General features: G+C 60.8%; 44 protein-coding genes. 22 read left to right on the top strand and 22 right to left on the bottom strand.

Features of this window, described 5'->3' with window-relative positions:
- Window positions 1-16 precede the first annotated feature (16 nt).
- The 6 genes from SJ05684_RS14615 to SJ05684_RS14595 are packed head-to-tail and all read right to left on the bottom strand — an operon-like array spanning window position 17 to window position 4,387.
- The gene (locus SJ05684_RS14615) at window positions 17-454 is read right to left on the bottom strand and encodes a hypothetical protein (protein ID WP_034853190.1); all 438 of its coding nucleotides are present in this window, start codon (window positions 452-454) and stop codon (window positions 17-19) included.
- 59 nt (window positions 455-513) lie between these two features.
- A complete protein-coding gene (locus SJ05684_RS14610; RefSeq protein WP_034853192.1) occupies window positions 514-1,455 on the bottom strand; it encodes a major capsid protein in 942 nt (313 codons plus the stop codon).
- A 20-nt stretch (window positions 1,456-1,475) separates the two neighbouring features.
- Window positions 1,476-2,372 (bottom strand): hypothetical protein, encoded by an 897-nt coding sequence (locus SJ05684_RS14605; RefSeq protein WP_034853193.1) that lies wholly within the window; start codon window positions 2,370-2,372, stop codon window positions 1,476-1,478.
- A complete protein-coding gene (locus SJ05684_RS29675; RefSeq protein ID WP_157747892.1) occupies window positions 2,299-2,592 on the bottom strand; it encodes a hypothetical protein in 294 nt (97 codons plus the stop codon). The genes SJ05684_RS14605 and SJ05684_RS29675 overlap by 74 nt, the downstream gene beginning before the upstream one ends.
- The gene (locus SJ05684_RS14600) at window positions 2,589-4,193 is read right to left on the bottom strand and encodes a portal protein (protein ID WP_034853194.1); all 1,605 of its coding nucleotides are present in this window, start codon (window positions 4,191-4,193) and stop codon (window positions 2,589-2,591) included. Before SJ05684_RS14600 ends, SJ05684_RS29675 begins: the two co-directional genes overlap by 4 nt.
- Before the next feature lie 11 nt (window positions 4,194-4,204).
- Window positions 4,205-4,387 (bottom strand): hypothetical protein, encoded by a 183-nt coding sequence (locus SJ05684_RS14595; RefSeq protein ID WP_034853195.1) that lies wholly within the window; start codon window positions 4,385-4,387, stop codon window positions 4,205-4,207.
- Between SJ05684_RS14595 and SJ05684_RS29670 the strand changes: the two genes are divergently transcribed.
- Window positions 4,377-4,856, top strand: a complete 480-nt coding sequence (locus SJ05684_RS29670; protein WP_157211960.1) for a hypothetical protein — start codon at window positions 4,377-4,379, stop codon at window positions 4,854-4,856. The genes SJ05684_RS14595 and SJ05684_RS29670 overlap by 11 nt on opposite strands.
- Here SJ05684_RS29670 and SJ05684_RS14585 read toward each other — a convergent pair.
- From SJ05684_RS14585 to SJ05684_RS14575, 3 genes are all read right to left on the bottom strand, one after another.
- A complete protein-coding gene (locus tag SJ05684_RS14585; RefSeq protein ID WP_034853197.1) occupies window positions 4,822-6,417 on the bottom strand; it encodes a hypothetical protein in 1,596 nt (531 codons plus the stop codon). The two genes, SJ05684_RS29670 and SJ05684_RS14585, sit on opposite strands and share 35 nt — an antisense overlap.
- Entirely contained in the window at window positions 6,417-6,623 is a 207-nt protein-coding gene (locus tag SJ05684_RS14580; protein ID WP_034853199.1) for a hypothetical protein, read from the bottom strand. The genes SJ05684_RS14585 and SJ05684_RS14580 overlap by 1 nt, the downstream gene beginning before the upstream one ends.
- A 161-nt stretch (window positions 6,624-6,784) precedes the next feature.
- Window positions 6,785-7,342, bottom strand: coding sequence for a hypothetical protein (locus tag SJ05684_RS14575; protein ID WP_034853205.1), 558 nt, complete (start codon window positions 7,340-7,342; stop codon window positions 6,785-6,787).
- Between the two features lie 374 nt (window positions 7,343-7,716).
- Here SJ05684_RS14575 and SJ05684_RS14570 point away from each other — a divergent pair, with 374 nt between their 5' ends.
- The 3 genes from SJ05684_RS14570 (at window position 7,717) to SJ05684_RS14560 (ending at window position 9,297) form a co-directional block, all read left to right on the top strand.
- Window positions 7,717-7,956, top strand: a complete 240-nt coding sequence (locus SJ05684_RS14570; RefSeq protein ID WP_034853207.1) for a hypothetical protein — start codon at window positions 7,717-7,719, stop codon at window positions 7,954-7,956.
- Window positions 7,957-7,969: 13 nt separating this feature from the next.
- Window positions 7,970-8,848, top strand: a complete 879-nt coding sequence (locus SJ05684_RS30235) for a DUF3560 domain-containing protein (RefSeq protein WP_050979944.1) — start codon at window positions 7,970-7,972, stop codon at window positions 8,846-8,848.
- Between the two features lie 173 nt (window positions 8,849-9,021).
- On the top strand, window positions 9,022-9,297 hold the full coding sequence (locus SJ05684_RS14560) for a hypothetical protein (protein ID WP_244426610.1): 276 nt from the start codon (window positions 9,022-9,024) through the stop codon (window positions 9,295-9,297).
- Window positions 9,298-9,300: 3 nt separating this feature from the next.
- On the opposite strand, the gene SJ05684_RS14555 is transcribed toward SJ05684_RS14560, so the two are convergent.
- The 11 genes from SJ05684_RS14555 to SJ05684_RS14505 form a co-directional block, all read right to left on the bottom strand.
- Complete coding sequence (locus SJ05684_RS14555; RefSeq protein ID WP_034853211.1) at window positions 9,301-9,747, bottom strand: hypothetical protein; 447 nt, start codon at window positions 9,745-9,747, stop codon at window positions 9,301-9,303.
- Window positions 9,744-10,256, bottom strand: a complete 513-nt coding sequence (locus tag SJ05684_RS14550) for a helix-turn-helix transcriptional regulator (RefSeq protein ID WP_034853213.1) — start codon at window positions 10,254-10,256, stop codon at window positions 9,744-9,746. Before SJ05684_RS14550 ends, SJ05684_RS14555 begins: the two co-directional genes overlap by 4 nt.
- A 32-nt stretch (window positions 10,257-10,288) precedes the next feature.
- Window positions 10,289-10,588 (bottom strand): hypothetical protein, encoded by a 300-nt coding sequence (locus SJ05684_RS14545; protein WP_034853214.1) that lies wholly within the window; start codon window positions 10,586-10,588, stop codon window positions 10,289-10,291.
- A 4-nt stretch (window positions 10,589-10,592) separates the two neighbouring features.
- Entirely contained in the window at window positions 10,593-11,603 is a 1,011-nt protein-coding gene (locus SJ05684_RS14540; protein WP_244426611.1) for a YdaU family protein, read from the bottom strand.
- A gap of 11 nt (window positions 11,604-11,614) precedes the next feature.
- On the bottom strand, window positions 11,615-11,890 hold the full coding sequence (locus SJ05684_RS14535) for a hypothetical protein (RefSeq protein WP_034853216.1): 276 nt from the start codon (window positions 11,888-11,890) through the stop codon (window positions 11,615-11,617).
- 63 nt (window positions 11,891-11,953) lie between these two features.
- Complete coding sequence (locus SJ05684_RS14530) at window positions 11,954-12,478, bottom strand: hypothetical protein (protein ID WP_034853218.1); 525 nt, start codon at window positions 12,476-12,478, stop codon at window positions 11,954-11,956.
- Entirely contained in the window at window positions 12,478-12,978 is a 501-nt protein-coding gene (locus tag SJ05684_RS14525; RefSeq protein ID WP_050979946.1) for a GcrA family cell cycle regulator, read from the bottom strand. The genes SJ05684_RS14530 and SJ05684_RS14525 overlap by 1 nt, the downstream gene beginning before the upstream one ends.
- Window positions 12,975-13,358: a hypothetical protein gene (locus SJ05684_RS14520; RefSeq protein WP_050979947.1), complete on the bottom strand. Its 384-nt coding sequence runs from the start codon at window positions 13,356-13,358 to the stop codon at window positions 12,975-12,977. The genes SJ05684_RS14525 and SJ05684_RS14520 overlap by 4 nt, the downstream gene beginning before the upstream one ends.
- Window positions 13,358-13,624: a DUF2312 domain-containing protein gene (locus tag SJ05684_RS14515; RefSeq protein WP_034853272.1), complete on the bottom strand. Its 267-nt coding sequence runs from the start codon at window positions 13,622-13,624 to the stop codon at window positions 13,358-13,360. The genes SJ05684_RS14520 and SJ05684_RS14515 overlap by 1 nt, the downstream gene beginning before the upstream one ends.
- 412 nt (window positions 13,625-14,036) lie before the next feature.
- A complete protein-coding gene (locus SJ05684_RS14510) occupies window positions 14,037-14,327 on the bottom strand; it encodes a hypothetical protein (protein ID WP_034853219.1) in 291 nt (96 codons plus the stop codon).
- An 83-nt stretch (window positions 14,328-14,410) separates the two neighbouring features.
- The gene (locus SJ05684_RS14505) at window positions 14,411-14,650 is read right to left on the bottom strand and encodes a transcriptional regulator (RefSeq protein WP_157211963.1); all 240 of its coding nucleotides are present in this window, start codon (window positions 14,648-14,650) and stop codon (window positions 14,411-14,413) included.
- Between the two features lie 77 nt (window positions 14,651-14,727).
- Here SJ05684_RS14505 and SJ05684_RS14500 point away from each other — a divergent pair, with 77 nt between their 5' ends.
- The 18 genes from SJ05684_RS14500 to SJ05684_RS14415 all read left to right on the top strand — a co-directional run bounded on the left by SJ05684_RS14500 (window position 14,728) and on the right by SJ05684_RS14415 (window position 25,279).
- Window positions 14,728-15,390: a S24 family peptidase gene (locus SJ05684_RS14500; RefSeq protein ID WP_083846093.1), complete on the top strand. Its 663-nt coding sequence runs from the start codon at window positions 14,728-14,730 to the stop codon at window positions 15,388-15,390.
- 64 nt (window positions 15,391-15,454) lie between these two features.
- Complete coding sequence (locus SJ05684_RS29660) at window positions 15,455-15,628, top strand: hypothetical protein (RefSeq protein ID WP_157211964.1); 174 nt, start codon at window positions 15,455-15,457, stop codon at window positions 15,626-15,628.
- Window positions 15,628-16,035: a hypothetical protein gene (locus tag SJ05684_RS14495; protein WP_034853223.1), complete on the top strand. Its 408-nt coding sequence runs from the start codon at window positions 15,628-15,630 to the stop codon at window positions 16,033-16,035. Before SJ05684_RS29660 ends, SJ05684_RS14495 begins: the two co-directional genes overlap by 1 nt.
- Window positions 16,036-16,122: 87 nt before the next feature.
- Entirely contained in the window at window positions 16,123-17,139 is a 1,017-nt protein-coding gene (locus SJ05684_RS14490) for a PD-(D/E)XK nuclease family protein (RefSeq protein ID WP_034853224.1), read from the top strand.
- Window positions 17,139-18,404, top strand: a complete 1,266-nt coding sequence (locus SJ05684_RS14485) for a hypothetical protein (protein WP_095694279.1) — start codon at window positions 17,139-17,141, stop codon at window positions 18,402-18,404. The genes SJ05684_RS14490 and SJ05684_RS14485 overlap by 1 nt, the downstream gene beginning before the upstream one ends.
- A gap of 9 nt (window positions 18,405-18,413) precedes the next feature.
- Window positions 18,414-19,304 carry a phage Gp37/Gp68 family protein gene (locus SJ05684_RS14480; RefSeq protein ID WP_034853225.1) on the top strand — a complete coding sequence of 297 codons (891 nt, stop codon included), beginning with the start codon at window positions 18,414-18,416 and terminating at the stop codon, window positions 19,302-19,304.
- Window positions 19,301-20,389: a DEAD/DEAH box helicase family protein gene (locus SJ05684_RS14475; protein ID WP_034853226.1), complete on the top strand. Its 1,089-nt coding sequence runs from the start codon at window positions 19,301-19,303 to the stop codon at window positions 20,387-20,389. Before SJ05684_RS14480 ends, SJ05684_RS14475 begins: the two co-directional genes overlap by 4 nt.
- Before the next feature lie 3 nt (window positions 20,390-20,392).
- Window positions 20,393-20,578 (top strand): hypothetical protein, encoded by a 186-nt coding sequence (locus SJ05684_RS14470; RefSeq protein ID WP_034853228.1) that lies wholly within the window; start codon window positions 20,393-20,395, stop codon window positions 20,576-20,578.
- Window positions 20,575-20,910 carry a hypothetical protein gene (locus SJ05684_RS14465; RefSeq protein ID WP_034853230.1) on the top strand — a complete coding sequence of 112 codons (336 nt, stop codon included), beginning with the start codon at window positions 20,575-20,577 and terminating at the stop codon, window positions 20,908-20,910. Before SJ05684_RS14470 ends, SJ05684_RS14465 begins: the two co-directional genes overlap by 4 nt.
- Window positions 20,910-21,116 carry a hypothetical protein gene (locus tag SJ05684_RS14460; RefSeq protein ID WP_034853232.1) on the top strand — a complete coding sequence of 69 codons (207 nt, stop codon included), beginning with the start codon at window positions 20,910-20,912 and terminating at the stop codon, window positions 21,114-21,116. Before SJ05684_RS14465 ends, SJ05684_RS14460 begins: the two co-directional genes overlap by 1 nt.
- Window positions 21,113-21,439: a hypothetical protein gene (locus tag SJ05684_RS14455; protein ID WP_095694278.1), complete on the top strand. Its 327-nt coding sequence runs from the start codon at window positions 21,113-21,115 to the stop codon at window positions 21,437-21,439. The genes SJ05684_RS14460 and SJ05684_RS14455 overlap by 4 nt, the downstream gene beginning before the upstream one ends.
- Entirely contained in the window at window positions 21,439-21,732 is a 294-nt protein-coding gene (locus SJ05684_RS14450) for a hypothetical protein (RefSeq protein ID WP_034853235.1), read from the top strand. Before SJ05684_RS14455 ends, SJ05684_RS14450 begins: the two co-directional genes overlap by 1 nt.
- 49 nt (window positions 21,733-21,781) lie before the next feature.
- The gene (locus tag SJ05684_RS14445) at window positions 21,782-22,030 is read left to right on the top strand and encodes a hypothetical protein (RefSeq protein ID WP_034853237.1); all 249 of its coding nucleotides are present in this window, start codon (window positions 21,782-21,784) and stop codon (window positions 22,028-22,030) included.
- Between the two features lie 256 nt (window positions 22,031-22,286).
- Window positions 22,287-23,183, top strand: a complete 897-nt coding sequence (locus SJ05684_RS14435) for a hypothetical protein (RefSeq protein WP_034853241.1) — start codon at window positions 22,287-22,289, stop codon at window positions 23,181-23,183.
- Window positions 23,180-23,359 carry a hypothetical protein gene (locus SJ05684_RS14430; RefSeq protein ID WP_034853243.1) on the top strand — a complete coding sequence of 60 codons (180 nt, stop codon included), beginning with the start codon at window positions 23,180-23,182 and terminating at the stop codon, window positions 23,357-23,359. The genes SJ05684_RS14435 and SJ05684_RS14430 overlap by 4 nt, the downstream gene beginning before the upstream one ends.
- Window positions 23,356-23,781: a DUF551 domain-containing protein gene (locus SJ05684_RS14425; RefSeq protein ID WP_050979950.1), complete on the top strand. Its 426-nt coding sequence runs from the start codon at window positions 23,356-23,358 to the stop codon at window positions 23,779-23,781. Before SJ05684_RS14430 ends, SJ05684_RS14425 begins: the two co-directional genes overlap by 4 nt.
- Complete coding sequence (locus tag SJ05684_RS14420) at window positions 23,778-24,023, top strand: hypothetical protein (RefSeq protein ID WP_034853245.1); 246 nt, start codon at window positions 23,778-23,780, stop codon at window positions 24,021-24,023. The genes SJ05684_RS14425 and SJ05684_RS14420 overlap by 4 nt, the downstream gene beginning before the upstream one ends.
- Complete coding sequence (locus tag SJ05684_RS14415) at window positions 24,014-25,279, top strand: site-specific integrase (RefSeq protein ID WP_034853246.1); 1,266 nt, start codon at window positions 24,014-24,016, stop codon at window positions 25,277-25,279. Before SJ05684_RS14420 ends, SJ05684_RS14415 begins: the two co-directional genes overlap by 10 nt.
- A gap of 176 nt (window positions 25,280-25,455) precedes the next feature.
- Here SJ05684_RS14415 and SJ05684_RS14410 read toward each other — a convergent pair whose 3' ends face one another.
- Window positions 25,456-25,869, bottom strand: coding sequence for a hypothetical protein (locus SJ05684_RS14410; RefSeq protein ID WP_034853153.1), 414 nt, complete (start codon window positions 25,867-25,869; stop codon window positions 25,456-25,458).
- Window positions 25,870-25,876: 7 nt separating this feature from the next.
- Window positions 25,877-26,314 carry a hypothetical protein gene (locus SJ05684_RS14405; RefSeq protein WP_034853155.1) on the bottom strand — a complete coding sequence of 146 codons (438 nt, stop codon included), beginning with the start codon at window positions 26,312-26,314 and terminating at the stop codon, window positions 25,877-25,879.
- Between the last annotated feature and the right edge of the window lie 85 nt (window positions 26,315-26,399).

The raw sequence follows: 26,399 nt of genomic DNA, 5'->3' as shown, positions 1-26,399 counted from the left end.
AGGTGGACGAGAGCGCTTAGTAGCGCTCTGCGATCCAAGCCTTGAACGTGATAGACGGCGTGGTGCCGGCGACATCGACGTACAGCCGAACCCAGCTATACACGGTGTCGTGCTGTTCCGTCGTGAACGGGATTTCATACCGTCCGATCACGGAATCGATGGCGCCGCCCGGGCGAACTTCCGTTGCGCCGAGCGTGAGTTGCGCAAGGTTTTCGACCGTCGTGAACGCATCGTCGCCACTCGCGGCGCCCTGCAGGCACAGGTGATAGAGCTCGTCATTGCTAACGATGTCGATGGCCGAGACATCGACGATCAGAACGCCTTCAAAGCGACCCGGGCCGAGCTTCTTCTCGGCAGCGGCGCCGCCAACCTGGGATTGACCGTCTGCGGTGACAGCCGCAGCACCGTCGGCAAGGATCAGTTCGAGATCCTGATTGTAAACCCTCTGACCCATCGGTCATTCTCCTTCTCAAAACGAAAGGGCGAAGGCCCGCCGAAGCGGGCCCGATTGCCTTAGGCGACGATCGCGCCGTCAGCGACGGAGTCGAGGCGGGTGACGCAGAAGTCACCCTCGTCGACGAGACCGACATCCCACGAAACGTTGGTGCCGTAGTTCACCGCGTCTTCGAGGAGGCCCATGTCGCGGGCTTCGATGCTCTTGAGCTGAATGCCCTTGAGACCGCCATCCATGAAGGACACGACGAAGATCGAGGTGGTGACAGCAGAACCGCCGCCGGAAGCAACCTCGTTGAACGGCAGCAGCAGGGAGTGCCTGTCCTTCGGATAGCCGGTGAGGATCGGCAGGTCCGCATAGGAGAGGACCGGCTTTCCGACACCGTCGCGGGTCTGAAGGATGTGGCCCGTCAGCGAGGTGTTGCGCATCGCTGCGATGAACCGGCGCTTCATGGCTCGCGACATGATGAGGTGCGTTGGGTTCGCGGTGTTGTCGATCGCCTCGTCGAGCGCGGCGAGCGAAAGAGCGGCGCCACCGGACGCGCCAGAATTGTGGATCAACCGGCCGGCGGAGTCCTTGGCGCGCGCCTTGAGCCCGTTGAATTCCTTCGGGTTCGAGGTGTTGTCGCCGTCGATGAAGGTGTCGGTGAAGAGCTGCGATTGGCGCTTCATCTGCATCGCTTCTTCCTTCGCGCGGCGGCTTTCGCCATGGCGGAGAAGAATGGCCTTGTCGACCTTCAGGATCGTGTCGATCGGGAAGCTCGTTTCCTGGAAGGGCGCGATCTTGCCCTTCGAGGAGCCAGCGGCCTCGTTGATCGCACGGAAGCCGGCGGTTCCGATGTCGGTCTCGCGGTAGCCCTCATAGGCAGCACCGGAGAAGCCATCGAAAGGCAGGGCCTGAACGATGTCGGAGTGCTCAGCAAAGGTTTCGATCAGCGGGCGCTCGATGCTGGTCTTTTCGAGACCCTTGGCATATTCAGGGAGCGTCATAATTTCGGGCATTTCGGGACTCCTTCAGGCCGTCACTTTTTGGAGTGCTCACGGGCGTAATTGATCCGCTGAGTCGGGGACATCTTCGCCCACTCGTCATCGGAAATTTCGGTTCTTCCAGCATCGCGACCGGCACCGGGGTTGCCCGGTACATCTCCCCTGTTGAGACGCATCAGCGCCTCAAAGGCTTGCACGCTCTTTGCCGTGTACATCAGCGGGGTCAGAGCGGCGGCAAGTTCCCCGCCAACCTTGGCGCCAAGCCAAGTCGTGACGGCATTGATGCGGTCCTGCGCCTTGCTGCCAAGCTGCGTCCGCTGCTCTTCTACAGCCTCGGAAAGCTTGGTCTGCTCAGCGATATCCGCCTGCGCGCCGAGCGCGATCAGGCCCTCGAATTGAGCCTGGCTGAACTTGTTGGCGTGGGCGTACTCGCGAGCCGCGGCAACGCGAGGGTCGCTCTCGTCGATGAAGGTTTCCTGACCTTCCGCCAGCTTGAAGCCTTCCGGCAGCTTGAAATCCTGCGGAAGTTTCACCTCGTACTTGTCGGCGCTATCCGGCACCTGCGCGAGGTTGGCGTCATGCTCCGCCTTGAAGGCGACGAGGGCGTTGAAATCGTCGGCTTTGAAGCCCGTTTCGGCATCCCACCAGTCTTCCGGGATATAGTCGGGACGGGCAGGCGGTTCGTTGCCGCCGTCGCCACCGTCAGCGCCCTGGCCGTTATCGCCGGCGCCGTCTCCGCCCGCACCTTCGCCACCGCCCTGACCGCCATCGGAACCGCCGCCAGATCCACCGCCGTCGCCGCCTTCCGGCGCCAGCGTGATCCTCGGTCCGATTCCTGAGAAAACGAAAGCGCCCGGGCTACGACCGGCCAGCGGGGCCGCGCCGTAACCGGCTCTGGCTTTTTCCTGGCTGATTTCCTCGTTTGGGCGCATGTGTCCTGTCGCTGTCCTGTCCATCGCGTTTTTCACTCTCTGCCATCGCAATCAGATTGGCAGCGAATTTGCGGCGCTCGTTATGAGCGTGCAAAGCACAGGTATCGACAGGGCCGATTTCGTCGACGATGGATTCGAGACAGGCAAAGAACGGAATGCTTTCGGGCTGGCGCGCAAACCAGCGCAGCGCGTGCCTCACCTCTTCGTCGGAAAGCTTCATTGCGGGCCACCTGTCGGGACAACGCCGGCATCCTGTGCCGCGCCGAGAACGGTCTGCAGGAGGTCGCTCGTCTGCTGCTGATTGCGCAGAACGACGACATCATCCTTTGCGAGTTTCTGGATATTCTCGATCGTGGCGCGCTCGTCGATAGCCGCGGCAGAGGTTTCCGGGAAGTAGCTTTTCGCGATTCCGAGCACCTGCACGCCGGTCTGAAGCTTCTGATTATCAGCCGCCTGCGTCGCCGGGTTGTTCGGGATCAGCGGAATGGACTGGCCGTCGAGGCTGACGTCCTGGATCTTGCCGTCCTTCTTCAGCAGCCATTCGAAGCGCCGGTATATCTCATAGGGCCCTTCGCGCCAGAACTTCTTGCCGGGCGTGCCGATGCGGCGCTGCGCCATGACCATCTCGTCGACCCACTGCGTCGCCGTCGGCGGCGTGTCGCCCTTCTGCTCCGGATAGTCGGCGAAGAACTTGCGCCGAATCCGACGCTCGAGATCGGTCGCGGTGTAGAAACCGAGATCAGGATCACCCTCGAAATAGAGCTTGGCGATATCGCGGCCGGAACCCGGCCGCGCCGGGTAGGCCTTGCCGGCCTCGATCCCGCCCTCGAAATCGAGCACGCCGTCATCGGGGTAGGTGATCGGAGGCGCGATCGCCACGTCGACACGATCCTGCGTCGCCGCGGTGATCACATCGAGGACGCGGAATTCCTGCAGCGACTTGATCGCCGGGCCGTACCCCCAGGAGAATTCCTTGTCCGGCGAGAACCGGGCGACGATCAGCGGCAAGCAGCCTTCGCCATCGAGCATCGACTGATGCACCGCCGTCTTGTCGACGAGAAGCACGTGCTTCCACTTGTCGTTTTCGGGATCGCTCCAATCGCGCCAGAAGCACCACACCACCTCGAGCTTCGTCATCGGAGACGAGGCAATTTTGCGCGTCACCTTTTCCGGCAGCGGGACATTGCCGATCACCGATCGAAGCTTCGAAGCACGGACGTGCCGAACGCGGAAGCGATCGCCGATCGAGCCGTCGCACTCGACGTTGATTTCGAGCTCGCGCACCGGGACGTGCTGCACGGAGATCGGCCGGGTGTTGTGCGGCTTGTCGATCCAGAAGCCGACCGTCCCGACCGAGGCATCAGGATCTAGAGCATCGCCCAACTCCGCCTCGAAGTTCGAAGCGCGGATAGCTGAGAAGATTTTCCCATCCCGCTCCTTCGCCTCGTTCTTCAGGTCCGCGACATCGGTCGGTTCGAGATCGACGACAGCCGACTCATCGAGCGTGGACTCCACCCAATTCGTGCCTTGAGGGAAAAACGCGGAAATAACCTCCGTCGCAAAATCCTCTGAAACTTCCGATCCAATCCCGGTCGCAAGGTCTTCCTGCTCGCTTTCGCGATCCCTGTTGCGCTTCGTCGAAGTCGTCGATTTCACGTCCCAGCACAGGCGCGGCCGGGTGAAAAAATATGCCTCCTGAAGATCCTTCTCCGCCTCGTTCTTCTGGGCGCGGGCGTCGGCTAGGCGCTGAAGCGCGTCTTTCGAGACAGCCTCGGAAGGAAACTGCGGCGCAATAGCCTGCTTCTTCGGATCTTTCGCCAAGTCTTATACCCTCAGCGCGTGAGCATGGAGCCGCGCGCGCCGGAAAGCGCGCGTCGGGCACCGAAATACCGGAGAGCCTGATCGGTCTCGGTACCGAGCCTGTCCTGAATGGCGTTGATCTTTTCCTGCTGTGCCGCCTGCTGCTGGCGCTGCAGCTCGGGATCAGCCTTCTGGCTCGGGGTCTTGACCTTCATTTCCGGCACCTTTCGGCTCGATAATTTCGCCACCTTGGGCGAGACATTGCCGAAAAAGGGCATCAGGTCGCAAAGCACACCCCCGCAGGCCGACGATATGGGCGACGGCCGGGACGCACCACCAGCCAGGCCGAAGATTGATCTCACCATCGCGCCCGATCGGGCGCGCCACGCGCACAACGGTGCCCTGGCTGCTGAAATGACCGATCGCGATGTCCGCCTCATGGTTGGCGACGACGTAAACGCGGGACCGGTCAAGGTTGAAGTCGTAGAAGACCCACGAATTCGCGCGAGGAACGACCCCGAACACGGAAACATGTTTGAACCGGCCGCGCGCGAGCCAGCGGATCCACCATTTCGGCGAATCCTCATGGAAAACGAGGAACCAATCCTTCGGCTCGCACTCGGAAAGCCGCAATCCGCCAAATGCCCGCTCAGAACCCACCGCGCCGCCTCGATTTCTTCTTGACCTTGATGTCGACGGGCTTTCCCCCGCCCTTGTGCTGCCCGCCGGTGACCACGCGGCCTTCACCAGCGCCGAGAACCATGTACTGGCAGGCGTCGGCGACGTCGGAATATCGATCCTTCTCAGGTTCTTCCTTGTGCCGGGACGTGCCCTTGATGCGGGCGAAGTGATAGCCACCGGCGCAGGCGACTTTCAGCGTCCGGCAGTTCGTGCCGCACACCAGAAACCGCGGATAGCCGTTCACCATCGTGATCATCGCGTATTCTACCGCGTTGATGCGGGTCTCGATGTGGTTGTTCTTGACCGGTGCGGGCCGGACCGGCATGCCGTGGCTACGATAGATGTCGTAAGCCGTCGTTTCGTCCGCCTGGGTGCCGTCCTCGCCCTTAGGATCACCGAAAAATTCGACCTGATAGGCATCTTGATCGCCGTGATTGTTCGCTGGCGTCCAGTAGCGAAGGCGCCTATCCAGCAACTGCTTCACCAGGGGTGCGAAAATCGACGCGCCCACACCGCGCGCCGTCAGTTCCGCGAAGATCCGCCAGCGATTGTTGACGAGCTGCCCCACGACGCATGCGGGATTTCGGCCGAAATCGAGGCCCACATAGACCGGCCAGCCGGGAATAGGCTCAAGAGGCGCGTCGGAAACGTGGATGTCCGAATTGAATTGCTGCCAGACGGGCTTGCCGTCGACGTAAACCGTGATCTTGTTGAGGACGCGACTGTCGATCCACTGCTTCGTCTTGCCCTTGATCTTTTCCGCGTAATAGCCGGGCTTCAGCCACCGCGTGTTTTCCGCCAGCGGGTTCATCTTGTACCCGATCAACGTGCCGGAAGCGTCCTTGATCTCGAGCATGGCCGGCGGTTGCACGTGATAGCCCCAGTTGTCTGGCTTCCGAAAGGCAAGCCGCTCCTCTTCCGTCCAATCGTCGGGAAGGGGCACCTCGCCCATCATCAGCGGAATGAAATGATCCTCGCGGGGCGCGTTCATGTCGGCAATCACGCCGTCCCACGTCGCGCCGCCGTCCTTCACCGCCGGATATCGGCCGGTTCGGCTTTCCGCCTCGTCGAGAATCGCCTTATCGATGAACTCGAGCTCGTTGAACCATATGCCGGTGAATTCGAACGACCGCAGCTTGCGAATGTCGTCTTCGCTATCGAGCGCCAGGAAGATCACTTCCATCTCGACGTCGCCGAGCCGGATGATGTGCTTATACGGCCGATCCCAATAGAACCGCCCGTACATCTCTTCGGGGAACCAATCGAGCCAGGACTTGACCGTCGTGTTCTTCAGATCAGGGAAGGTGTTGCGGCAGACCGCCCAACGCGTCTTCCTGACGCCATCGCCGTTCGGCCGCTGCTCGCACGAAATCATCCACATCTTCATGATGCAGGCCGTCGACGTGCCCGACCCGATCGAACCGCGGATCACCGAAACGTGCTTCCGGCAGCGCAGGAAATCCCGCAACACCGCCCCGTCAGGCTTGTAGATCTTCCGCCCCTGAGCATCGAGCTCGATCTTCGGCAGCTGCAGCGGGCGATCCGGTTCCTCGATCTGCAGCATCAGGCCACCAGCGCCCAGATTAGCCACGCGACGAGTGAGGCAATCAGCGAGAGCGCCATCATGAACGCGAACGCAAGGGCCTGACCGATCATGCCGTAATCGCCGTAAGGCTCGCTTTTACCCACTCGGACGAGGCTGAAGCCGAAAGACAGCAGCGTGACCGCTAAGGGAAGAAGCCACCATCCGAATGTCACCGTCAGTTCCATCGCTCGAACTCCTCAGAGGTTAAAAAAATTCCGACTGCCAATCTCCCAAAAGGGGAAATCGTGTGGGTGAGGGTGGACTGGGAGCAGAGCCACGATTTTTCCCCCCACCCCCTCCCAAGCGCGATTTCAGGGGAACAAAGGGGGTACGGGGGCCGCGTTCCCTAGTCCTCAAGGGGAACGTCCTCCGAAACTGCTAACTCTTCCAATGAGATAGCCTCTTCATGCGCCAGATGCTCTATCTGTTGTGCACCTGCAGCCTCGTTGAACTCGCCCGGCCTCAGGTCGATGACATAGCCAGGCGTCACGTTCACCGTGTTGGTGACCTGCACATTGACCTGTGTGGCGCCTACCGCATGGCTCGGCCTGTCCATACCGTCCAGATACTTAGCCGCCTCGAACTGGATGCGCTCGGTCTTGGCGTCGAGCAGATCGGCCATCTTACGCAAGGCACGTGGCCTCGCGCCCGTTCTCAACACCTCCATCTCCTCATTGAGATAAGCGAGCACTTGGGGATTTCGGAGAGCGAGGCGGGCTGTCTCGTCAGTGACGCCAGCGGCTTCAGCGGCTCGCTTGCGGTCCATACCCTCGTGGACCATGAAGTCGATGAGGGCGCGCTGCTTGTCGGTGAGACGGGGTTCTTTCTTCTCTTTCCGGAGGGCGGCGGCGGCCTTCTGTCCGGCGTGCCGGTAATCGGCTGTGGTCTTGGAAGGCATGCCCATCGCTTGCTCGTCTTGCTCTCTGTGTTCGCTCCGATCTTGTCCCGACCGAAGGGAGGAGAGGGCGGGAGCAAGGGGAGAAGGGGGAACCGCCGCGCGATATAAGCACCTGTGGAGAAAAGGACGCAAAGCACAGGTTTTTTATGCTGTATTGTCAATGGCTTAAAATTAGCATGATTTCCTTTAAACATTTCGTGGGGTGGTTAATACCCATAGTGTCTCATCGTGCATCATCCTGATAGGGTGGTTAATATCCCTAGTATGCCGCTTATCGGATATTAAACACCCCATGCTGTTGACAGATTGGGTGGCCTGTGGTTGTATCTGTCTGCCGGTTGCCAGCCGGTTTCACCAACTCACAGACAAGGACAATCACGATGAAAGCCCGCATTATTCAGATCGTCGACGGCCAATGGTTCACGCACGAGGTCGACGCCGAGAACCTCATCCCCTTCATGGAAATCCGCGGCTATGCCTTCACCCGGCTGAACGACAACCAGCATCAGCGCGAGGAGCTGCGCGGTCAGCCGAAATTCGCCGGCATAAACGGGCCGATGTGGGATGGTGACGCCATCCGCTACGAGTGCCCCGAAGCCTACGCACAGTTGAGCGTTTAAGGAGGTCGGGACCATGAAGAACGCTTTCATCATCACCGGCGACACCTACACGCACCGCCGCGTGCTGCGCACCAATGGCGCAATCTTCGACTACAGCGAAAAGGCCTACATCATCGCAGCCAACAAGGCGGAAGCGGTGACTGCCTATGCGCTCGAGCAGGGCTTGATCGTCGAGCCTTACGAGGCCCGCGAAGAGCAAATAACTGAGGCGGCAGGGGAGCGCCTGCGCGAGATCCGGCAGGCCCGCAAGGACAGGTACCGCGAGCGCCTGCTGAAACAGGCAGAGGCAGCGGATAAGCGCGCGCATAAGGCGCATGGCCGCATCGGCGATCACGAACGCGACTTCCTGCGCCTGGGCGAGCCGGTGAAGATCGGGCACCACTCCGAGCGCCGCCACCGCGCGTTGATCGACCGCTTTAACAAGGCGTTCGAAACAGAAATGACCGAGCGCACCGAGGCGAATAAGCTCCGCCAGAAAGCTAAATGGCTCGAGCCGGCGCGCGTGAAGGGCGATGCAGAGCGCCAGCGCGAAGAGGAGCGGCAGGCCCGCTCTAACATCGAGGTTGGCGACACTGTGAAGTCTTGCCTGTATGGCGTCGGCATTGTGACGAAGGTCAATACGAAGACCTTCGCAATCAACTTCACCGATCGCGGCTTCTGCCAGACCGTCGGCAAGCATCATGTCGATCTGGTCACGAAGGGAACCGGCAAGGCCGAGGTGCAGCACAAGTTCAAGGCAGGCGACAAGGTGATTGCCACGCGCCTGCTGATGAAGGTCGAGGGCGTCGTGAAGCGCCGCACCTCTTCCGGCTACAGCGTCGAGTACACCTCGTTTGGACGCGTGCAGCGCGACACGTTCCCGGAATATGCGCTCGAGGCGGTGACCGCCTGACACGAAAAAGGCGCGGGAGTTTTGCCAGCACCCGCGCCCCACCCCGAAGGGCTATCCTCACAGAAAGGATGCCCGCTTTTATCACGCCCCTGAGCTGTCGAGCAATCCAGATGGACACGGTAACCCGAAATATGCATGTTGCCGAGGACGCCAGCACCCAGGATCAGCAACGCATGGAACGACCGCCCGCCGACGCACCGGAGCACTTGAAGTGCAAATGGTGGCGCGAAGAGGTGATGGAGCTATCCCGGGAGCAACTGGCGCCGCTGATCGGCTTCAGCGCGGCGGCAATCAAGGACTTCGAGCGCCCGAACAAGGAAATCGATCCGATGGCGCGCCGGCGTTATACGATGGCCTGCGCCGCTGCCTCGATCGGTGTCGAATTCGATTGGCTGTCGACATCACTGGTGATCACGCGGCCGGTCAAGATCACGATGAAGGCTGATTGACGATCAGTCGTACCAGTCGGCATCAATGCCGAACTTCTCTTGCAGCTTACCAAGATAGCCATGTCGCTCTTGATGGTGGCCTATCCTTGAGACCGATTCCTCGATCATTCGCTCTAAATTGCGACTGCGTTGCGTTCTCGCCTTCCAACCAGGCGATACGGAAACAAGGCACGCCAGGTCAGGGTCAAGGCCGTATCTCCGCTCATAGTTAGCGCGCTGACTGATTTCGCGCATCTTCCAAGCCGGAATTCCTTGCTTCCGAATCCACCTTATCGCTTTTGAGATCGCACCGGCAGGCGGCGCAGGCGCAGGCATCAGAGCGGCGCCGGCCACCTCACCACCCATAGGGAACCCAGCCTGACGCAGGACAGGATCAGCAGCCTGCTTTGCCAGTGCTGGACCGGCGGCGGCAGCACCACCGAGGAAACCGAGAAAACCGCGCCGCTTCATGCTTGTTCTCCTACTGCCTGTTTCCTCTTCCGCGGCCTGCGTGGCAACTCGACGAGGACCAGGCCGAGCCTAAGCCCGCCGAGCCAGAGCGGGAATGTGTCGGGCCCCATGCCGCGCCCGTATTGCTTCCGCCAGTTTTCCAGCTTGTTCGCATAGCCCTCTTGCATGCCCGACAGAGCGTCGAGCTCGATGCAGGATAGGCCGAGATCCTTGCGGCGCTCTATCATCGCGGCAACCAGATCGTCATAGCTCTGGACCAGCCCGGAAACGATCGGCATGCCGAAGGCGATTTCGCCTTGCGGTTCAGCCTCGACGCCGCATTGCTCAACATCCCAAGCGTCGACCTGCGACAGCAGGAAATGACGCTTGCCTACGATCATGCGCGGAGCCGGGAAACCGCGCTTTTTGATCCAGCGATCGAGAGTGGAGCGCGAGATGTCGTAACGGTCCATGACATCGCGGGCCGAGACGTAAATTTCTGATCGCTTAAGCTGTGCCAAATGTCTCATCGTGCGTCATTCCCGCATCATCTCGTCTCACGTCACCACGGAATATCGTCGTCGTCCGGAGGCGGCTGCGCGGCGCTGGCGGAGCCGGGCGGTCCGTAAACCGCGCCGAGGATGGCCCTGTAGACCGAGCCCGTCGGCATTTCACGTCGACGGGAGAGCATGTCAGCATGCGACAACACCTTGAACAGCAGCGCGCGGCCTTCCGACGCCATCTCTCGCTCAGCGTCGGCAACGCGCTCGTGCAGCAGCTTTGCAGGCGCAGCGACAGGCCGCTTGTCCTCGAGCTGCATGCGCTCTTGCGCCAGGGCGATTTGTTTCTGAACGAATTCCATTTCCTCACGGATCGCCGTCGATAGTTCGGCTGGCGACGGAGCGAATGATTTCGAGAGCTGCGCCAGCTCTCCGCGGATCGCCTTCACCACCACCGTCTCGATCGCGTGCTTCGTGCACTTGTGGCAGGCGATCAGGTACGATTCCTCGAGCTCCCCGGGGCTCGCCTTGCGGGGCGGCAATGCCCGGAAGAGCTTGCCGAGAGCGGTCGAGATCTCCGCCGTGGTAGCTTCCCTCAATCGTCCGTCCGTCATCGTCGAAATCCCTCAGTTGCCTTGCACGCTCGTTGAACAAATCCGCCAGATCAGGCTCACGAGGCGGCGGCTGGCCTCGCGGCACCATCGCCGGCGCATCGCCCCATCGTTCCTGATTGAGCCAGGTCGCGGGATTGCACCACGGCCGGTCATCGGTTTTGGCGACGTACCGGCGCAGTCCCGCCATGATGGTTTCGAGGTCGGCTTTCGACCGGGCCTTGATGAACGCCTCAAGCGCTTTCGGCTTGCCGACCTTGTTCGGATAGATCGGCCAAAAATGGCTTTCGAATTCAGCCTTGAAATTGGGCTTGGGAGCGGGCGCGCGTTCCTCTGAACGAAGTGAAGAGGAATCTATTCTGGTATCTGGCTTCTGGTTAGCATTGCCCTCGCTATGCGTCGGCAATGCGTTTGCATCATTGGAATTGTTGTTTTCATTATCTTTTTTATTCCAGCGCGCACGAGCTGCCTTTGATCCTACCTCTGACTTTTCCGAGAGGTAGACTTGCTCTTTTTCGACACGATCGTTCCAAAGACCCCCGCCGACACGCGTGATTTTCCCCTCGTCAACGAGGGTATCGAGCGCCTTCTTGAAAGCCGAGTTCGAGGCACCGCAGAGTCGCGCTAGGCGCGCATGATCCTCCGGGATCGGTTCGCAGCGCTCGTACATGGTGGCGACGAGCGTGATGTAGACGCCAGTCTCGACAGCGCTCATGCCACGCGTTCCAGCGAGCCAATCGGACGGAAAGAAGCGGATCCACGGCATCTTGCTCAAGATCACACCTCTTCCAGCCGGCGGCTCTTGTGAGCCTTATATTTCTTCTTCCGGTAGGCCTGCATCGTCGGCGCCAGGACGGTAACCAAGCTGCCCTGGGTGACGACGTATATCGCCTCACGCGTGATCACCTTCGTCTTCTGAGAGCGCGAGCGCATGGCGCGCATTACGGGCTCCGTCAGCATCGAGAGGCGAACCGCATCCACCGGCAGGCCAGCACGCTCGCAGCAGTGCGCGGCCTTGATGTTCTCTCCGAGCGCCTCCTTGCCCTCAGCCATTCATCCACCGGCAGGCCTAGCACGCGCTCGAGGTAACGGATAACGGCGTGGTAGGAGACGCGCTCAAGCATTGGCGACCTCACGCCCAATGAAGCGCGGACCGCCGACGTGTTGAGCGTGGAAGCGGTACCAGGCGCAATTGTCCTTGCTGGTATGCGGAGAGCCGGGAATCCACTTGAGGCGCCCGACGCTGATGATGTGGCTGCACTGATCGAGATACAGTGCGGCCTGCTTGGTGTGAGCCCAATCGGCATCGAATAGGAGCCATGTCGGCGCCATCGCCTGAAAGCGCTCAATCATCATGTGCAGGATGTCGCGCCGCCACGGCACGTTGCTGATGATCACGTCGAAGACGGCTTCCTCGTCGAAAGGGTGGACGAGAGCATCGAGGCCGGTAGTGATGTCGCCTTCATAGGCGCAGATGAATCCATGCCGCTGCAGCTCGCCGACGAGATAGCCTTCACCAGCGCAGGGCTCGGCAAAGGACTTCACTCCGCGCAGGTGTGGGATCAGCTTGTCGACGGCGCGCGGATCGATGGTCTGATAGGCATCGCGCTCGAGGCGAACGAATGAGGAGCGTTTTCCCATCACGCCACCCGTTTGATCGGCATCGGCGCAACCTTGCGCTCGCTCTTCGTGCCTTCGCCCCGAGCCGCACGGCGGTGATACTCGCAGTAGGAGGATTCGCCCGAGACAGGGTGGCAGCAGAACCGGGTCTGTTCCTTCTCGCCTTCTACAGGCCAGCGGCATTCGTGCCGGCCATCCCAATCGGCATCCATGATGCGCTTTAGGACCGGAGATGGACGCGCGACGCTTTCAATATCTCTTGGCAGATCGCGCGGCGGAACGACGGGTGTTGCCTTCGCCTTGACCGGTACCGCCGCAGCCTTCCGCACCGGCATCTTGATAGCGCGAGGCTTTGCCGAGGCCCGCGGCTTAGCCATCGTAGGGAGTCGCAACCGATGAATCTTGCCGATCACCCCGTTGCGGCTAACACCGCCCATCATTGCAGCGATCTGCGAGGCGCTATGACCAGCCGCGTGAAGCTTCTTCAGTTGCTCGATGCGTTCTTCTGTCCATTCGCTCATTCGAAAACCTCGACATGCCAGCCACCCCCGTCCTTCTTCTTGCGAGGGACGGCAGCGATAAAACGGAAGGGATAGAGTTCAGCGGCGACCTTGATCTTCACCCTGGCATCGTCCTGCCAGAATCCTTTGACCTCGTGCATTTCCATGAGGCCGGTCGCGAGCATCACGGCGAAGTCAGGGGTGTAGAATGTGTTGTCGGCGAGGCGCAGCTTGACGCCCTCGAACCGATACCAGAGGACATCGCCGGCAATCCGCATGTCCTCAAGCATCGCCTCGTATTGCTGTTCGGTCTTGTTGCGTTCGCCAGTTTTCAGACGGCCGAGAGCAAGGCGACCCGAAGCCGCCTTGCCCTCCACGCTGTTGCGGGAGAAGCCCGCCATCAGGCTTCATCCTCAGCGGCCGGGACCATGCCGAGCGCCTGCAGATAGGTGTCGAGGATGGCCTCTTGCTCCATCCGCTCATCGCCGTCCATTTTGCGGATGCTGATGACTTGCTTCAGAATCTTCGTATCGAAGCCCATCGCTTTCGCTTCGCCGTACACATCCTTGATGTCGTCGGCGATCGTCTTCTTCTCTTCCTCAAGCCTTTCGATGCGCTCGATGAAGGCCCTCAGTTGATCCCGCGAGACCTGTTGTGCGTCTGTCATTTCCATCGCTCCTACGGTTGAACCGCCGGGCAGTGGATCGGATGAAAGGAAGGGCGCCCGGCGTTGCTTCGATTGCGTGCTGGCAATCGAGATCGGTTTGAGCCGGCGCATAGCCGCAGTCCTCGCAGACCAGGCCGGCGTTCAGAAACAGGCCGCAGTCACAGACCGGGCGAAATGACGTGAAAGCGTTCAATGCTTGCGGCCCTCGCCGAACTGCGCATCGAGCGCAGCGAACATCAGGCCGATCAGCAGTGCGAGGACGAGCATGGTCAGGAGGAGGCCGATCATCGCGAAGCCCCCCGATTGCGACGGCCGAACGTCAGAACCCACAGGGCAGCGTCCTTGGTCCAGACAGAGAGAGTATGAAGCCCGCTGGAAAGCCAAAGCAGGCGATCGGCTACGAATCCGCGCATCACTTCATTCCTTCCTTGAGGTGGTCGAGCTGCTGGCGAAGGAATTCTTGCTTCTGCTCGAGCTCGGCGATCAGCACGCCGCGCTCGAATTCCTTCCACCAGCGCGTGCCGGAACCTTCCATGATCTGCTGCAGCAGTACGAAGCCGGCGTCGGAGCGGAGAAGGTTGACCAGGGCGTCGGCGCCCGGCTCGGTGCGCCCCTCAAGCCAGAGCTTAGCGGCGCGCTCGGAGATGTGGGCGCGGCTGGCGAGATTGGTGGCTGTCTTCGACGGCCAGAGGCGGCGCGCCATCTCACAAACAGCGTCAACAAGGGGAATCCTGTTGCACCGCTTCGAGAATCCAGAGTCCGCGAAAAAGGAGGATTGTGCACTCATCAAGCCACCTCGACGGAAGGGGCTTCGAAGAGATCCGGACGGATCATCCACTTCGGAACCTGACCATTGGTGGCGTTGTGAATCGCGACGGCCAGTTTTGGATCAGGCTCGTTGTCGCGGTTCAACGTTCTCGAAATCGTCTGCTGGGAAAAGCAGCCGATTGCTTCAACAAGTTTGGCCTGCGAGCCGAAAAACTCGACGGCCCTAATCATTCCGGGGTGCTGATCGCTCTTTTGCATGACTACTCGCATAACTCAAAATCGAGTAACTTGCAATCGAGTTGGATTGAGTACCCGCAATCGGGTAATTAAAAGTGATGGAAAATACGTTTGGACAAATGGTGCGGGAAGAACGCGAGCGGCGCGGGCTGAGCCAAGTGCAGCTTGCGGAGATGGCGCACACGACTCAGCAGTCGATCGATCGGATCGAGCGCGATGCTGTGTCCCGGTCGCGGTCCGCGCCAGAAGTCGCCGCTGTTCTCGGCATTCCATTCCCGCTCAGCGCCGGCTCGCAACAGGCTGCGGCAGCCCAGGCAACGAAGGTTGTTCCGAAGGCTGATCTCGTCGGCGGTGTCGACCTTCCTATCTACGCGTCCGTCAGGGGAGGCGCGGTTGATGACTCCCTGCTCGTTTCACCGGAGCCTATCGACTACGTGAAGAGACCGGAGCCGCTTGCCCGAGCCAAAAACGGATATGGACTCTATGTCGTCGGCGACTCGATGGAGCCGGCATTCCGGCAGGGCGATCTTGCCTTGATCCACCCGAACATCCCGCCGACGGCCGGCGACGAGGTGGTTGTCTGCTCGATCGACGTCAACGGCGACCACTATGCGGTGCTGAAACAGCTGACGAAGGTCACCGCCGAGAAGTGGCACCTTAAGCAATACAATCCGCCGCACGGCGAGCCCGCCGAATTCACCCTTGATCGCAAGGAATGGCCTGTGTGCCATCTGGTGGTTGGCAGCTATCGGAAAAGATAACTCGATAACGAGTTGACATTAACACTCGAAATCGAGTAGCGTTCTCCCATCACAGGAGAGCGCTATGTCTATTTCCAAACGTGCCCCAGACCGCGCCGCGCTGCTGAAAAGCATCGCAGCCCGCACCAACGACTTCATTCTCCTCGCCACGATCATCACCCTTGGCATGTTTGCGATGCTCAGCCTCGCGGCGGTCAAGGAATACGAGCGCCAGCTTGCGATCGAGGCGCGCGTCTGATGGAAGCCGTCGCTCGCAAAATCTACACGCTCGACGAAGACCTGGCGCCAATCATCAAGGGCCAGATCGAGCTTCAGAACGTCGAAGACGTGGATCCGATCGGCTTCCTCAACAACCTCGCGGCTTGCGGTCACAGCATGCGCCCGCAGTGGGGTTGGACGAAGATCGATGGCCGCTTGGTCTGGACCCAGTATTTCCTCACGCACGCCGGCATGGGCGCGAACCTCGACGGCGGCGGCTATGCCGTCATCTACCGCTCATACCCAGAGAAGACGGCACGCGTCGTCAAGTTCGCCATCTGCAAGCATGAGATCCAGGCAGGCGCCGGCGCTGACCCGCGTCGTGGATGGCATCCCGGCTCCTGCAAGCATTGCGGTCTCGACATGACCGTAGACAGCGGGGATTGAGCCGATGCCGATCTTCTTCTTCTACGTCATGTGGTGGGCGCCGCTGATCACGCTGCAGGTCGCTCTTGATGAGATGGAGGCCGCACGATGACGATGCTCATCAACTCCGAAACCGTCGATCGGCCCGGCCTCTACCACATGAGCGAGGTCGCCTACCATGCAGACCCTTGCCCTGATCCGAGCCTCAGCCGGTCGATCGCGCTGAAGCTGATCGAGGAAAGCCCGCTGCATGCTTTCGCCGCACATCCGCGGCTGACGAAGCAGAAGGCGAAGGAAGAGAAGAACGACCGGGCGCGCGAGATCGGTTCGGCCGCGCACGCGATGCTGCTCAATCAGCCGACGGAAATCGCTGTCCTGCCTTACGACGACTACAAGAAGAAGGCGGCGCAGCAGGAGCGTGCGGAAGCGCAGGAGCGTGGCGCGATCCCGGTACCGCAGACCGACTATGAGACCGTGGTTGCCATGGTCGAGAAGGCCCGCCGCGTCCTGGGCGAGAACGAGCACGAGGCCGTGCGCTCGCTTGCCAGCGTGGAGCCGATCCACCAGCCGTTCAACGAAGTGACAGCCTGCGTGAAAGATCCTTGCGGCGGCTGGACTCGCATCCGCATGGACCGGATTCACGTCACGAAGCCGCGCCTGACCATCATCGACTACAAGACGACGGAAATGAGCGTTTCGCCAGAGAAGGTGAAGACCGCGCTCTACAACAACAACTATCATTTTCAGGACATGTTCTATCGCCGCGTCATGCGGCAGATCTTCCCCGAGATCGATCGCCACGAAATGGCGCTGGACTTCCTGTTCATCATGCAGGAGCAGCAGCCGCCGTTCGAAATCACCGTCGCCCGCGTCGACAAGGCCGCGCAGACGATCGGCTCCAAGATGGTCAGCGCCGCCTTCCTGCTGTGGCGGAAGTGCATGGCCGAGAACGATTGGCCCGGCTACCCGACCGGCATCGTGACCCCGGAATTTCCCGCCTACCTCGACACCCGTTGGTGCGCCCGCGAGATCGATGACCCGCGCCTGCAGGGTCTCGGCTTCGATCCGATGCCTGCCTTCGAGAACATTCCTTACAAACCGATCCAGATTGTGGAGCCCGTCTAATGGACGTTACGAAAACCGAGACCGCGCTTGTCGCCCTGGTCGAAGCAAACCCGACTCTCGTGCTTATCGACGATAAAAAATTCGAGGACTTCTATGAGCATGTGAAGGCCGAAGCGAGGGCAATGCCGGTCGACCTCTCCACCGAGAAGGGGCGCAAGGCCATCGCCTCGATGGCGTTCAAGATCGCGCGCACCAAGACTGCGATCGATGACGCCGGCAAGAAGCTGAACGAGGAAGCCCGGGCGAAGATCAACGCCGTGGACGCGTCCCGCCGCAAGATCCGCGAGCGCTTCGACGCGCTCAAGGACGAGGTGCGCGCGCCGCTGGACAAATGGGAAGCCGAGCAGGCCAAGAAGCAGGAGCGGGCAGAAGAGCAGATGGCCCGCCTGATGGACATCGATCTAAGGGCGAATTTCGGCCCGTCGGCGCGCCTTCGCACAGAGATTGCCGACATCAAAAACGAAACCTTTGATCCGGCTATTTACGGAGAGGAAAGCGCGGGGGCCCTGACCCGCAAGCAAGCCGCGACCCTCGACCTTCTGAACCGATGGGCTGAGACTTTCGAGAAGCAAGAAGCCGAGGCCGCCGAGCTCGCCCGCCTTCGCGCTGAGAAGGAAGAGCGCGAGCGCCAGGACGCTGAGCGGAAAGCCGCCGAGGAACGTGCGGAGGCAGAGCGCCGCGCCGCCGAAGAGCGCAAAGCCCGCGAAGAGGAAGAGAAGCGTCAGGCCGAAGAGGCACGGAAGCGCGAAGAGGAGCGCCGCAAGGCCGAGCAGGAACGCATCGAGCGAGAAGCGCGCGAGCGTGCCGAGGCAGAGGCCCGCGCTCGTGTTGAAGCCGCTGAGCGTGCAGCGCGTGAGGCAGAGGAAGCCGCCGCCCGCAAGATTGAAGAGGAACGGCAGGCCCGCGAGCGCGAGAAGGCCGAGCAGGAACGCATCGAGCGAGAAGCGCGCGAGCGTGCCGAGGCAGAGGCCCGCGCTCGTGTTGAAGCCGCTGAGCGTGCAGCGCGTGAGGCAGAGGAAGCCGCCGCCCGCAAGATTGAAGAGGAACGGCAGGCCCGCGAGCGCGAGAAGGCCGAGCAGGAACGTGTTGAGCGGGAACTGCGCGAGGCTGATGCCAAACGTCAGGCTGACCGCGAGCACCGCGCCAAGATCATGGGCGCTGCTAAGGCCGCAATCATGGAAGTCGGCATCGAGGAGCAGCAGGCGAAGGACATCGTTCTCGCCATCGCCGCCGGCAACGTGCCGCACGTCTCGATTAAGTTCTGAGGGTCGACCATGGCCGAGAATTCTGCAATTTCGTGGACGCGCCACACTTGGAATCCATGGATGGGCTGCACCAAGGTCTCGCCAGCGTGTGACGGCTGCTATGCCGAAGCGCTGATGGATAAGCGCTACGGCAAAGTGCAGTGGGGCCCGCACGGCGAGCGCGTCCGGACCGGCGCCCATACGTGGAACGATCCTATCCGCTGGAATCGTCAGGCTGAGAAGGACGGCGATCGGCCGTTCGTCTTCTGCGCCAGCCTCGCCGATATCTTCGACAATCAGGTGCCGCCGGAGTGGCGAGCCGAGGCCTTTGACGTGATGCGCCGCACGCCGCGCCTGGTCTATCTCCTGCTGACGAAGCGTCCGCAAAACATCGTCAAGCTGGCAGAGGCGGCAGGCGGTTTGCCGAGCAATGCGGCGATCGGCACCACAGTCGAGGATCAGCCGCGGTTCGACATCAACGTGCCAGCGCTGCGCAAAGCTAAGCGCTTGGTCGATCCGCTGTTCGCTTTCCTTTCCTGTGAACCTTTGCTCGGACCGACTATCGGGAGTCTGCACGACATCGATTGGGTCATCACCGGCGGCGAGACCGACCAGGGCGGACACAAGGCGCGGCCGACACACCCCGATTGGTTCCGCAGCATGCGCGATCAGTGCGCCGCGGCCGGCATTCCCTTCCACCACAAGCAAAACGGCGAGTGGATCGCAAAGGGCTGGGAGCATGCGGAAAGCAAATTGCACCTGACCCGCAGCGGTAAGATCGTCAGCAAAGACGAATGTGATGACAATCGCGATTTCCCGGGCGTCGGTCTGATCGAGATCGAAAAGGTCGGGAAGAAAGCATCTGGGCGCTTCCTCGACGGCATCGAGCACAACGCATTTCCCGAGGTAGCAGCAGTATGACCGAATTCACCGACGCCGTACGCGACGACACCAGCCTCCTGATCGCCATCGCTGGCGCATCAGGCAGCGGCAAGACCTATTCCGCCTTGAAAATGGCGACCGGACTCGCCCAGGGCGAGCCGATCTATGCGATCGACACCGAGGCGAAGCGCATGCTGCACTACGCCGACCAGTTCCGCTTCAAGCACATGGACATGAAGCCGCCGTTCACCCCGGAAGCCTACATCGAGGCGATCCAGAAGGCGGAACGGGCAGGGGCGAAGGTCATCATCATCGACTCCACGTCGGATGAATACGAAGGCGTCGGCGGGCTGCAGGAAATGCACGACGAGGAGGTGGCTCGCCTTGCCCGCAAGCCATACGACCGCCTCGAGGGATGGGAGATCGACAAGTTCAACGCCCCGGCGTGGAAGGTGCCGAAGACCCGCCACAAAACCCGGCTGATGTCGCCGCTGCGCCAGGTGCGCGCCTACATCATCTTCTGCCTACGCGCCGAGGAGAAGATCAAGTTCGTCAAAGTTTTCGACGAGAGATCGAACCGCGAGAAGACCGCGATCGAGAGCGCCGGATGGGTGCCGATCTGCGAAAAGCGCTTCATGTACGAGATGACGATGAGCTTCACCGTCACGCCCGACAATCCCGGCGTTCCGCTCATCGAGGACGGCCAAGCCGTTCACGGCAAGATCCAGAGCCAGCACCTTCCGTTCTTCCCAGCCGGCAAGCGGGTGGACGAGGAGTGCGGCCGAAAGCTCCGCGCCTGGGCGCGCGGCGAAACCACATCACAAGATCGGCCTGCCTCCTCCTCCCGGCAGGTTGATACGGGGGCCGGTCCGCTCTCCTCCTCCCAAGAACCGGCCCCCACACACGACAAGACGCTTCTGACTGAATATCACCAGAAGCTTTCCGGCGAGATCGACCGGGACGGCCTCATTGCCGCGCACGAGGGCTTCAAGCCGCGGCTCACGGATGCGGCGACGGTCGACACCGCGAAACGCATCCTCGGCGCTCACACTGCCCGCCTGCGCGGCGACGCCGATGCCGACGCCACCAACATCTATGTGCAAGGCCTGATCGACGGAGAGTGAGCAGTGAACCGCTCGGAGATCATCGCGTTTCTGGAATCGCAGGCGCCGAACGCCAAGGCGAAGGACATCCTCGTCCGCCTGAAGCGCGACGACCTTCACGAGCAGCTCAGGCGCGATGCGATCCGGAACATGGATCAGCCAACCATCATCGCCGAGCTGCGGAAGCTCGCTAGGAGACTGATCACATGAATGCGCAACTCCACATCGCCGGATCGTTTCAGGATATGCGCCGCGCCATCGACGAGGCCGACCGGGAATTAATCGAGAACTCGGACAAGCGCAGGCACAGCAAATCGCTACAGCGCCTCGGCCGCGTGCTGATGTCGGAACTGGCAGCGATCATCGCTACCGACGGCGCGTATGACGGCTACCTCTACGAGGCCGACGGAATCGCGACCGACATAGCGCACTGCTACAGCGACCTGATCGAGCAGCAGGAAGCCGCAGAGCCGAACCATGCGCCCGATCAGGACGGAAACGGCACCCACAATCACAGACAGCAATTCGGAGGTGGGCTCTGATGATCACGTCATCGAACATGCGCGCCATCATGTCGGCGATCTGCAGCGTCGATCGCCACCAGATCGAAGCCGCCGGCCCGATCTCTGATAAGCGCTGGCGCGATTTCCAGGCGGACCCTCACGGCACCTTCATGAAGCTGAACGATCGCCAGCAGGACGCGGTGACCGCCGCTATCAACCGTAGGATTTCGGAGTCCCGCCCATGACCCCCACCCATCTCTCCATGTCGCACGAGGGGAAAGAGATCCTGTTGGAGATCAAAGTGGCGACGGTTGATTGGGACGGCACTGAGATGCCCGATGGTGCCGAGCCAATCAACGTGACCTGCGGGCAGTTGCGCGCGATTGCCGCCTATGTCGCTGCGGTCGAGAAAGAACGCGACGAACTGAGGGCCGAAGCGGAAATGCTTCAAGATATTCTCGACAGCAGGCCCGCCATCAACGCCGGCCTACCAGAGACTTATATCCGCTGGTCGCAATCGATCTATTCCGGCGATGTAATCCGCGCATCTCTCAAGGGGGATGCGTGATGGCCTTCAGCGCAAAACTTATGGTGACGCTCGAAGAGAAAGACGCCGAGATCGAACGGCTGACGCAGGCAGTAGCTTTGGCACGATCAACCGCGCGCGAAGAACTCTTCCCGGAGATGTCCTCTCGCATCAAGGCTGAACGTGAGCAAGCCCGCCGCGCCGCGCTTTTGGAAGCGCTCACCGAAGCAGAGATGATCGGCAATAGGTATCTCGATAGCGAACCAGACAGAGGTCACGGAGCGCTAGACGTTGCTCATGCTCTCATCGCGAAGTTGGAGGCCGACCAATGCTAACCCTCCCCCTTCTCCTTGCTCTTCCTCGGATACTTGGGGAGACGTCCAAATGAAGCTGATCGGTAGGCTACGTTGCCGGATCGGCTGGCATCGGCGCCTTGATGTCATCCAGTCTTTCGGCTCGGCTCAACACATCGGCTGCCCCGACTGCGGAAAGCGCTTCGGCATACACCACGGCATTCGCTCCGTCGTCCCGTGGGATGCGGATCTGCATTCCATGTACGAAATGATGGGCTACGACGTGAATGGCCCTCTGTCGCGTTGGGAGCGGTATCGCGCCGTCAAGGTGCGCCAATGAACTCAGTCTGGCTCATCATAAAGCGGCTTCCGCCTTCCCCCGACCGGCTTTTCCTTGGGCGGTCTCTCTTTCGGGAGGACTTCGTCGATCTCATCGGCAAGGACGGTTATCGGGTCCGGAAGGCTGCGGAATTTCATGCTGACCCGTCCATCCGGCCACACCCGTGTGACGCGCCAGGTGAGGCGGACGAGAGACCCTTTTTCAATTCCCTTTCCCATCGAACGTATTTGGCGCGTGCTGCGCAGGAGGCAAGATCGTGAGCGAGATCAAGGCGCTTGAGTGGAAGTGTTCGCCTGAGTGGAAGCCAGGTGAGTTCGTGACAGAGTGGTTCGTCTTCAGCGTAGCCGGTCACTACCGGCTCTGGCATGACGATACAGTGACCCCCGCCATCTGGCATGTCAGCTACCCGGTAGGATCGGAGCAGCCATACGAAGGGACCGAACACCCAAACATCGAAGCCGCCAAAGCAGCCGCCCAATCCGCTTTCGACGCGCGTATCAGGTCTGCGATCGAGAGGAAGGCGGAGCCGGTTGCGTCGAGGCCGATGCTCGGCGACATGCCATCATATGGACGAGCTAGTTTCAGTGATCTGGTCAAGGCCGTGGCGCTGGCGATCTATGACCGAGAAGACGTCCCCATAGACGTTGATCTAGGTGAGTTCATCGGCCACCAGATGGTCCCGCGCATCAACTTCAACTCTCTAAACCGCATCGTTTCGGCTTTCTCCACCCCTCCCGCAGCGCCGGTAAGGGATGAGGTAGTGTCGCAAGCTGTCTGCCGCCTGTTGCAGCAGCTAGGCGCCATCCCAACCAAGAACATCAGCCAACATGACCGCGACGTTCGAACGCTGATTGACGCCCTCTCCGCCTCTCCCTCTCCGGTTACGGAGGAAGAGAGTGAACCGTGCGCCGTCTGCGGCAATGAGGAACGAGGGCAAGGTGGATATTTATCCTGCGAATGCCCCGCTCCCTCTCCGGTGGGAGAAAGCCGGGATGCGCTGATAGAGCGGCTGGAAGATGAATTGGCATGCGCCGCAAGTCTACTTGAAGCGTTGTCCGAGTGCCTTCCCGAAGACGACGTTAGCGGGGTCATGATGCGTGTCATGGCCGCCCGCAACCGCCTCGCCCTCGCAGCCAAGGAGCAGCAGCCATGACCACACTAGCCGACGTGCTTTTGTGGATCGCTCTGCGCATTTGGAAGACCGATCTGAATTTTCGGCAGTACCCTTTCGGGCCGCCAGACGGCGGGATCAAGTATGGATTCGCGATGTGGGCTTATAGCATGAGCCTTGAGATCGAGCGCCGAAAAGCATCCAAGGAGCAGCCATGACCGACCGCACCGCCTCCCCAACGACCGTTGCTTTCCGCGCTCTTCCCGCCGACATCCAAGCCTTATCGTTTGATGCAGTCGGACACCTGCCCCGGCCGATGAGCCATATGGAAATGCTGCTGGCCGTGGGGCAAGCCGTTTTGGCAGAACGGGAGCGTGACAAGTGGCGCCCGATCGATAGCGCGCCGAAGGACCGAACGCCGGTCATCATCGCCGTGCCGACCAAAGACCGGGACGACTACATCGTGGGCGAAGCCTACTTCCATCCCGAGGATAACGATTGGTGGTGGGCGAACAACGCCCCAGGCGATTACCACGGCGGCCCGATCAGCGACATCAACCACCATGGCCCCACCCATTGGCGACCGCTTCCTGAGCCGCCCACGCTCCGCGCCGATCCAGAGCAAGGAGAAGCCGAGTGACCAAGGCCAGCGCGCTCTTCCTCACAGACGCGCAGCTCGCGGATCGCATGGGTGTCAGCACGGAATTGCTGAAGGGTGCGCTTCCTGCGCTGCAGAAGTCGGGTTTCCCGGCACCTGATCCACTCTTTCAAAACCGGCGATATTGGCCCGCCTGTCAGGCTTTCCTTGATCGGCGCTACGGACTCGCGGCATCATCGCCCGAGGCCAATCCCGGCCTCGATGGAGAAGAGAAATGGCAATAAAAGCACCGGGCCTGAAGGTCCGAAGGCGCGCCGATGGTGTCGCCTACTATTGGGTGGCGAAATCCTCGTCGCCCAAAGCCAAAGAGTACAAGCACAAGACCGTGCGCCTGGAAGGCACGCCCGAGGAGATCGAGGCGCGTTGCCGCGGCCTGCAGGCCGAATTCAGGGAATGGCTGTCAGGCAACGGCGTCGACGGAAAGCGCGGCTATGACGGCACTCTTAAATCGGTGATTCGGCTCTATCAGCAGACGCCGGAAAGTCCTTATCACGAGATCCGCAGCAACACCCGGGCGATGTACGACGAGAGTCTTGGCCTGCTGGAAAAGACCGTCGGCGCCCGTCGGCTCGAGAAGCTGACCGGCCTCGACTTCAAACGCTGGTATGCGAATTTCAAGCAGCCGGCCGAGGACACCGAGAAGCAGGCCGAGCGCCGCGCCAAGTTGGCGGAGCAGGGCATCATCCTGCCGCCGAACGGTGAGCGTGTCCGTCGAGCCTACAAGGCTATGCAGCTCCTGCGCATCGTCATCGGGTTTGGTGTCGTGCTCAACATCACCGAATGCTTCCGGCTTTCGGCGATCCTGAAGCAGATCGAATTCACGTCGCCGAAGGCACGCACCGCGGCGATCACGTTCGAGCAGGCACAGGCGGTTTGCAACAAGGCAATCGAAAAGGGTCTCTTGTCGATCGCACTCGCCCAGGCGCTTCAGTTCGAGCTCACCTTGCGCCAGATCGACGTTATCGGCCGATGGGAGAAGGTGACCGACGCAAAGGCCGGCGGCATCGTCGATCGCGGCCAGCGCTGGCGTGATGGCCTGCTGTGGTCCGACATCGACGAGAACGGCATCCTGATCAAGACGACGAGCAAGGTGGATGATGTCGTCGCCGAGCACGACACGATGGCCTATCCGTTCCTGCGGCAGATCATCGACATGGTGCCGCCAGAGAAGCGCGTCGGTCCGATGATCAAATGCGAGTCGACCGGCATGCCTTACCGGTATCGCTTCTTCTCGAAGAAGTGGCGGGAGATCGCGAACGAAGCTGGCGTTCCCGCCGACGTGTGGAACCGCGACAGCCGAGCCGGCGGTGTGACTGAAGGCTCTGATGCAGGCGCCGACCTCGAGCACCTGCGGCATCACGCCAACCATAAAAACGCTCAGACGACGCAGCGCTACAACAGAAAAACGCTTGAAAAGACGCAGAAAGTCGCCGAGCTGCGCGTTGCGCATCGCGGCCAGAAGAACGTTCCTGCAACATAATTGGGGAACGCCCGGGGAATGCCGGGGAACGGATGTTTCACTAAGTTATTGAATTGATTGGTGATCCCGACGCGATTCGAACGCGTGACCCTCAGATTAGGAATTTGGGTCATGTGTTTGAAATCGTGTCGGGACGTTCCCCGGTTCCCCTCAATCTCCGGATATGATGGGGAACGTCAGGCCGCTATCGAGCGGATCACCAGAGCGTCGCAGGCCAGCGTCCCACCAGCATAGTTATTCGCGGTGTGGAAATTGCGGAATCGGACCTGCACCGTATCGACCGCCGAGACGCGCACCGACGTAATGCCGAGATCGGCCGGCAATGCATCCCGCATGTTGAAGACGACGTGATCGCCGACGGCTGCACCAGCAACGGTGATGGCCGCCGATCCTTCCGTCGCGGCGTTGATGGCCGGGATGACGATCGTCGACTCGTACCGCAGATAGTGCGTGATCTTGGAGCCGGCCGGTCGCAGCTTCAACCCTAGCATCTTCTTGTCTGGCGTGCTCGGAGTGCTCGCATCCCAAACGTACAGAATATCCTCATCGGCCAGCGCGTCTATTTCCGTGAGAGATGGGACCTTTGTCATGGTGACCTCACAGGCGCGGTTGCATAGGAATGGAAGCTCCCTGACGGGGCTTGTCAATGATGGAATCCATCTTGCTATCGAGGACTTCGACCTTCGTGCTCAGGCCGGAAAAGTCCTTGCGGATCACCTCGACGGCAGAATTGAAGTCCTTTCGCAGCGCTTCCTGATTGGCCAGGATCGCATCTGCCAACCGGTCGACACGATCGCTCAGAGAGGCCGTCTTCGCCTCCTGCGCGCCCATTCGGAAAGGCAGATCCTGCATCTGCTTCACCTGGGCGTTCAGGTCCGCAAAGTTCTTGTCGGTCATTTGGCTACGAACACCGGCATATCGTTCCTGCTCGGTGAGCTGGCTTTTGATGTTGGCGTTGTCCTGTGCCATGTACCAAAACAGCGAGCCTACCGCGATGATCGTTGGCACGTTGACATTTGACCAATTGATAGCCATCGATCTTGCCTCTTTCGCCGCAGGCCTAGCGTCCACATCTGCCATTTCGCTCGAGCTACTTCCAGCAATTCTGACGTCTGCCAAA

The sequence above is a fragment of the Sinorhizobium sojae CCBAU 05684 genome, from assembly GCF_002288525.1.
In the GTDB taxonomy this organism is placed as follows: Bacteria; Pseudomonadota; Alphaproteobacteria; order Rhizobiales; family Rhizobiaceae; genus Sinorhizobium; species Sinorhizobium sojae.
This window is presented reverse-complemented; position numbering and strand designations above follow the sequence as displayed.